The sequence below is a fragment of the Bacillus sonorensis NBRC 101234 = KCTC 13918 genome (assembly GCF_001592005.1).
GTDB classification, from domain to species: Bacteria; Bacillota; Bacilli; order Bacillales; family Bacillaceae; genus Bacillus; species Bacillus sonorensis.
The window spans coordinates 37,778-44,001 of sequence record NZ_BCVZ01000026.1 but is presented as its reverse complement, the minus strand read 5'-3'; the positions used below and the strand labels follow the sequence as shown (position 1 = coordinate 44,001).

Below are 6,224 nucleotides of genomic sequence, written 5' to 3'. Positions count from 1 at the left end.
CTTCATTGCCGCTCTCAAAGCGACCACTTAAATATAACATTTTATAGACAAGCGGTCAATACTTTTTTTCAAAAAATTTATTGTTTGCTTTTCATAAGCGGCCAAGAAAGATTATAACACATTATTCAGTGATAGAAAAGGTATTCTTCAAGACATTTCGAGGCAATCTATAAAAAAAGCGCAGCCCTGAGGCTGCACTTTCATTTAAGCTTCATTTTCTTCATGATCATCTGTTTCCGTCTCGTTTTCCTCATCTTTTTCAACCAAAGCGACAGTAGCAACATGCTCCTGGTCTCCTAAGCGAATGAGGCGGACACCCTGCGTAACCCGTCCTGTTACGGAAATATCATTAATGTCCATCCGAATGATGACACCGCTGGCGGTGATAATCATTAAATCTTCCTCTCCTCTTGTCGCTTTAACCGTAACAAGAGGTCCGTTGTTTTCCGTAATTTTGCAGGTTTTCAGCCCTTTTCCTCCACGGCTCTGTGTTCTGTATTCTGAAGCAGGCGTCCGTTTTCCGTATCCTTTTTCGGTTACGATTAAAACATCGGAATCCTCTTCCAAAATCTCCATTCCAACCACGATATCATCATCTGTGAGGGTGATTCCTTTCACACCTGCCGCAGTTCTTCCCATTTGACGAACATCGCTTTCAGGGAAACGGATCAGCAGTCCGTTTCTCGTTCCGATGATAATCTGTTTATTTCCGTCAGTCAGGCGGACAGACATCAATTCATCTTCATCGCGAAGGCTTAAGGCAATTAAACCGTTGTTGCGAATATTGGCGAATTGGGAAAGCGGCGTCCGTTTAGAAATACCGTGTTTTGTCGTAAAGAACAGGTATGATTCATCGTCAAACTCGGTAACCGGAATGATCGCATTGATCCATTCCCCTTTTTCGACTTCCAGAAGGTTGATGATCGGAATTCCCTTCGCTGTACGTCCGAATTCAGGAATTTCATATCCTTTCGCCCTGTAGACCTTCCCTTTGTTTGAGAAAAAGAGAATTGTGTCATGGGTTGATGTGGAGATCAAATGTTCTACAAAATCATCTTCATTTGTTCCCATTCCCTGAATTCCTTTTCCGCCCCGTTTTTGGCTGCGGTAAGTGGAAGAAGGAAGGCGTTTGATATAGCCGTTATGGGTTAAAGTGACAACGATATTTTCTCTCGTAATGAGGTCCTCGTCTTCAATCGTCTCAAGGCCTGATGTGACGATCTCGGTCCGGCGCTCATCATTGAATCGTTCTTTAATCTCTGTCAGTTCTTCTCTGATGATTTCAAGAACTTTTTCTTCGTCTGCTAAAATCGCTTTTAACTCGGCGATCAGCTGGATTAAATTTTGGTATTCTTCTTCAATTTTTTCGCGTTCCAGTCCTGTCAGCCGCTGAAGACGCATGTCCAAAATGGCTTGGGCTTGCTTCTCAGTCAATGAAAACTTCTCGATTAATCCGTTTTTCGCAATTTCAGCTGTTTGCGAGTTTCTGATTAAGGAAATCACTTCATCGAGATGATCAAGAGCCACTCTCAAACCTTCGAGGATGTGAGCTCTCGCTTCTGCTTTTCGAAGCTCAAATGCCGTACGTCTTCTGATCACGACTTTTTGGTGATCAAGATAGTGCTCAAGACACTGCTTCAGGCTTAATACTTTCGGCTGTCCATCAACAAGCGCCAAAAGATTGATCCCAAATGATGTTTGAAGTGCGGTCTGCTTGTACAAATTATTTAACAGAACGTTGGCATTTGCGTCTCTTCTCAGCTCGATGACAATCCGCATTCCGTTTCGGTCTGATTCATCGCGAAGATCTGTAATGCCCTCGATTTTCTTGTCGCGGACAAGATCAGCGATTTTTTCAATCAGTTTTGCTTTATTCACCTGATACGGTATTTCCGTAACAATGATAACCGGTTTGCCGGATGATGTTTCTTCAATTTGCGCTTTGGCTCGAAGCGTAATCGATCCGCGGCCTGTTTCATAAGCTTTGCGGATTCCGCTTCTTCCCAAGATCAAACCTGCCGTCGGGAAATCAGGGCCCGGGATGATTTCCATCAATTCCGCAAGCGAAATATCAGGGTTCTTGCTGACTGCCAAAACCCCGTCAACGACTTCGCCAAGTTGATGCGGCGGGATATTTGTCGCCATTCCGACTGCAATCCCGGCTGCACCGTTAACCAACAGGTTTGGAAATCTGGCAGGCATGACAATCGGTTCTCTTTCAGATCCGTCATAGTTGTCTTGATAGTCAATCGTATCCTTGTTGATGTCGCGCAGGATTTCCATGGATATTTTCGACATTCTCGCTTCTGTATAACGCATCGCAGCTGCTGAATCGCCATCGACAGAACCGAAGTTCCCATGGCCTTGAACAAGCATATAGCGATAGTTGAAATCCTGGGCCATCCTGACCATCGCTTCGTAAACGGCAGAATCACCGTGCGGATGGTACTTACCAATAACTTCGCCGACAATCCGGGCAGATTTTTTGTATGGTTTGTCGCTTGTCATCCCAAGGTCATTCATCGCGTACAAAATTCTTCTATGCACCGGCTTCAGTCCGTCTCTTACATCAGGAAGAGCACGGGAAACAATAACGCTCATCGCATAATCTAAGAACGACGTACGCATCTCCTGGCTAATATTGACTTCCTGGACTTGCGGCTTTTTTTGTTCACTCATTAAAAAACCTCCCTGGAGAATCTACATGAGTTGTGTGGGAGTAGATTTGTATTTATACTCTTCAACGAATAAGGCTATTCTCCATTATATCAATAATCTTGATTTTATACACATGAAATTACTAGAACACCAAAGGCTCTATTCTAGAAAAGACCTTATTTCAATCAAGCGAAAATAAGGTCCTACATGCATTAAATATCCAAGTTCTTTACATAACGTGCGTTTTCTTCAATGAAGTTCCTACGCGGCTCCACCTTGTCCCCCATGAGCATTTCGAAGGTTTCATCGGCATCGATCGCATCCTTGAGCGTCACTTGAAGCAACGTCCGCGTGTCAGGATCCATCGTCGTTTCCCAAAGCTGTGTCGCATTCATCTCGCCCAAACCTTTATAGCGCTGCAGGCCTGGCTTGGGATTTTGCGGAAGCTCTTTTAAAATCTCTTCGAGCTGCTTGTCATTATACGCGTACTCCACCCGTTTGCCCTGCTGAATTTTGTATAACGGCGGCTGAGCGATGTAGACGTATCCTTGTTCAATAATCTGCCGCATGTAACGGTAGAAAAAGGTCAGCAGCAATGTTCTGATGTGTGCGCCGTCAACGTCGGCATCCGTCATAATCACGACTTTATGGTAACGCGCTTTTTCGAGGTTGAAATCTTCGCCGATTCCGGTGCCGAGCGCGGTTATCATCGAGCGGACTTCATTGTTTGACAAAATTTTATCAAGGCGGGCTTTTTCGACGTTCAAAATTTTACCCCGCAAAGGCAAAATCGCCTGGAAATGACGGTCGCGTCCCTGCTTTGCCGAGCCGCCCGCAGAATCACCCTCAACGATATAAAGCTCGGAAATCGTCGGATCTTTCGAAGAGCAGTCTGCCAATTTCCCTGGCAAATTCGATACTTCCAGCGCGCTTTTTCTGCGCGTCAATTCGCGTGCTTTTTTTGCGGCCATTCGCGCTCTTGCTGCCATCACGCCTTTTTCAACAATTTTTTTCGCTGAGTCGGGGTTTTCAAGCAGGAATTTTTCCAATGCTTCTGAAAATAGAGCATCTGTGATCGCGCGGGCTTCTGAGTTGCCGAGCTTTGTTTTCGTCTGCCCTTCAAACTGCGGATCCGGATGCTTGATTGAAATAATCGCTGTCAAACCTTCCCGGACATCTTCCCCGCTTAAATTCGGGTCGTTTTCTTTGAATACGCCGTTCCTTCTCGCGTAATCATTGATGACCCGCGTCAAGCCTGTTTTAAAGCCTGCTTCATGCGTTCCGCCTTCATACGTATGGATGTTGTTGGCGAATGAATAGATGTTGCTCGTGTAGCTGTCATTGTATTGAAGAGCGACCTCGACCGTAATGCCGTCTTTGGACCCTTCAATGTAGACCGGCTCCTCGTGAATGACTTCTCGTGAGCGGTTCAAGTGTTCAACATAGCTTTTAATTCCGCCCTCATAGCAGTACTCATTCTTGCGTTCTTTTCCTTCACGCTTGTCTTCGATCGTGATTTTGACGCCTTTTGTCAAAAAAGCGAGTTCTCGGACACGAGTGGCAAGCGTATCATAGTCGTATTCAGTAGTTTCCGTGAATATTTCCGGATCAGGCTTGAAGTGAGTGGTCGTTCCTGTCACATCCGTATCGCCGATGACTTTCAAATCAGCTTTTGGAACGCCCCGTTCATATTCCTGGTAATGGACTTTTCCGTCTCTGTAAACCGTTACATCAAGCTCTGTTGACAGGGCGTTAACAACAGAAGCACCGACGCCGTGCAAACCACCTGAAACTTTATATCCGCTTCCGTCAAACTTTCCTCCGGCGTGCAGAACGGTCATGATGACTTCCACAGCGGGACGGCCCATTTTCTCCTGAATACCGACCGGAATCCCCCGTCCGTTGTCTCTTACAGTGATGCTGTTGTCTTTTTCAATTTCGACATTGATTTCAGTGCAGTAACCGGCCAATGCTTCATCGATGCTGTTATCAACAATTTCCCATACTAAATGGTGCAGACCTTTGCCGCTTGTCGACCCGATGTACATTCCGGGTCTTTTCCGAACGGCTTCCAATCCCTCTAGAACCTGTATCTGATTTTCATCGTAATTATTTTGCTGTTCCATTGCCACGCACATTCACCTACACTTTTCTTCAAACATAATAAATTTATAGTTAAGATTCTTTATGAATCGATTTCCGGCTTGGATTGCGCCCGTTTTTTCAACGTGCCTGAGGCTAAAGGAGAAAAATAAATCGTTTGAACTGTGACGACAATTGACTTAGGCGTGCTGTTTGAAGAGACAATCCGCTGTTGTTGCTTGTTTAAAAACTCTTCAACAATCGGCGATGTCTTCGCCTTGTAATCAAAAATAGCCACAATTTCTCGTGTTGAGACGACAAAGTCGTCACCTAAATGGATATACAATCCCTCACCCCATTTTTTCAGTCCAATAGCGTGCCATTTGCAACACGAAAGATTTCCGCTTCGTTTAAGGTTTGATGATCAATTCCATCAACGCTCGTCGTCGTTACGAAGGTTTGAACACGGCCTTGAATGGTGTTGAGCAAATGAGACTGCCGATAGTCGTCCAGCTCTGATAAAACATCATCCAAAAGCAGAATCGGGTATTCTCCTATCTCTTCCTGAATCAAATCGATTTCAGCCAATTTAAGCGACAATGCCGTCGTACGCTGCTGGCCCTGTGATCCGTAAGTCTGCACATCGCGGCCATTGACGTAGAAAAGAACATCATCCCTGTGGGGGCCTGAAAGGGATACACCCCGTTCTATTTCTTTATCTCTTAATTTAGAAAACGTTTCTTGATAACTATTGATCATTTTCGACAAATCGGGCGAATCTGATACGTGAAGAGACGTATGATACTTTAACGTCAATTCTTCAAGACCTCTTGAAATTCCGGAATGGATAGGCTGTGCCCATTTTTCAAGCTGATCAACAAATTGAAGACGTTTCATCACAACCTTTGCCGCGAATTCCGTAAGCTGTTCCGTCAGCACATCAAGCATCGTTTGATCGGTCTGTTTTCTTGTTTGAAGCTGCTTCAAGAAATGATTCCGCTGTGAGAGGATTTTTTGGTAAAGAGAAAGGTCATGAAGATAGACGGGTGATACCTGGCCGATTTCCATATCGAGAAACCTTCTTCTGACCTGAGGACTTCCTTTTACAAGATTTAAATCCTCCGGCGCGAACATAATCGTGTTTACAGCCCCGACATACTGGCTCAGTTTCTGTTGTTCAATATGATTGACCTTGCCTTTTTTTCCCTTTTTCGAAATGACAAGCTGGATGGGAACGGGACCGTTTTTTTTAATGACCCTGCCTTCTATTTTAGCATAGTCTTCATCCCATCGTATGAGTTCTTTGTCATTTGACGTTCGATGGGACTTTGCCATCGCAAGTACGTAAATCGCTTCCATCAGATTTGTCTTGCCTTGGGCGTTTTCTCCGATAATCACGTTCACTTTGTTTTCGAATTGGAGATCAAGGCGTTCATAATTACGGTAAGATGATAATGTAAGATTTTGGATGTACAATCAATATC

Annotated in this window: 4 protein-coding genes; all 4 read right to left on the bottom strand. The window is 44.7% G+C overall.

Annotated elements, in window-relative coordinates:
- Positions 1–204: 204 nt before the first annotated feature.
- Entirely contained in the window at positions 205–2,679 is a 2,475-nt protein-coding gene (gene gyrA, locus BTR1S_RS19690) for a DNA gyrase subunit A (protein ID WP_006639839.1), read from the bottom strand.
- A gap of 191 nt (positions 2,680–2,870) precedes the next feature.
- Positions 2,871–4,784: a DNA topoisomerase (ATP-hydrolyzing) subunit B gene (gene gyrB / locus BTR1S_RS19685; protein ID WP_006639838.1), complete on the bottom strand. Its 1,914-nt coding sequence runs from the start codon at positions 4,782–4,784 to the stop codon at positions 2,871–2,873.
- Positions 4,785–4,843: 59 nt separating this feature from the next.
- A complete protein-coding gene (gene remB / locus BTR1S_RS19680; protein ID WP_006639837.1) occupies positions 4,844–5,086 on the bottom strand; it encodes an extracellular matrix regulator RemB in 243 nt (80 codons plus the stop codon).
- A 17-nt stretch (positions 5,087–5,103) separates the two neighbouring features.
- Entirely contained in the window at positions 5,104–6,216 is a 1,113-nt protein-coding gene (gene recF / locus BTR1S_RS19675; protein ID WP_006639836.1) for a DNA replication/repair protein RecF, read from the bottom strand.
- Positions 6,217–6,224: the final 8 nt, after the last annotated feature.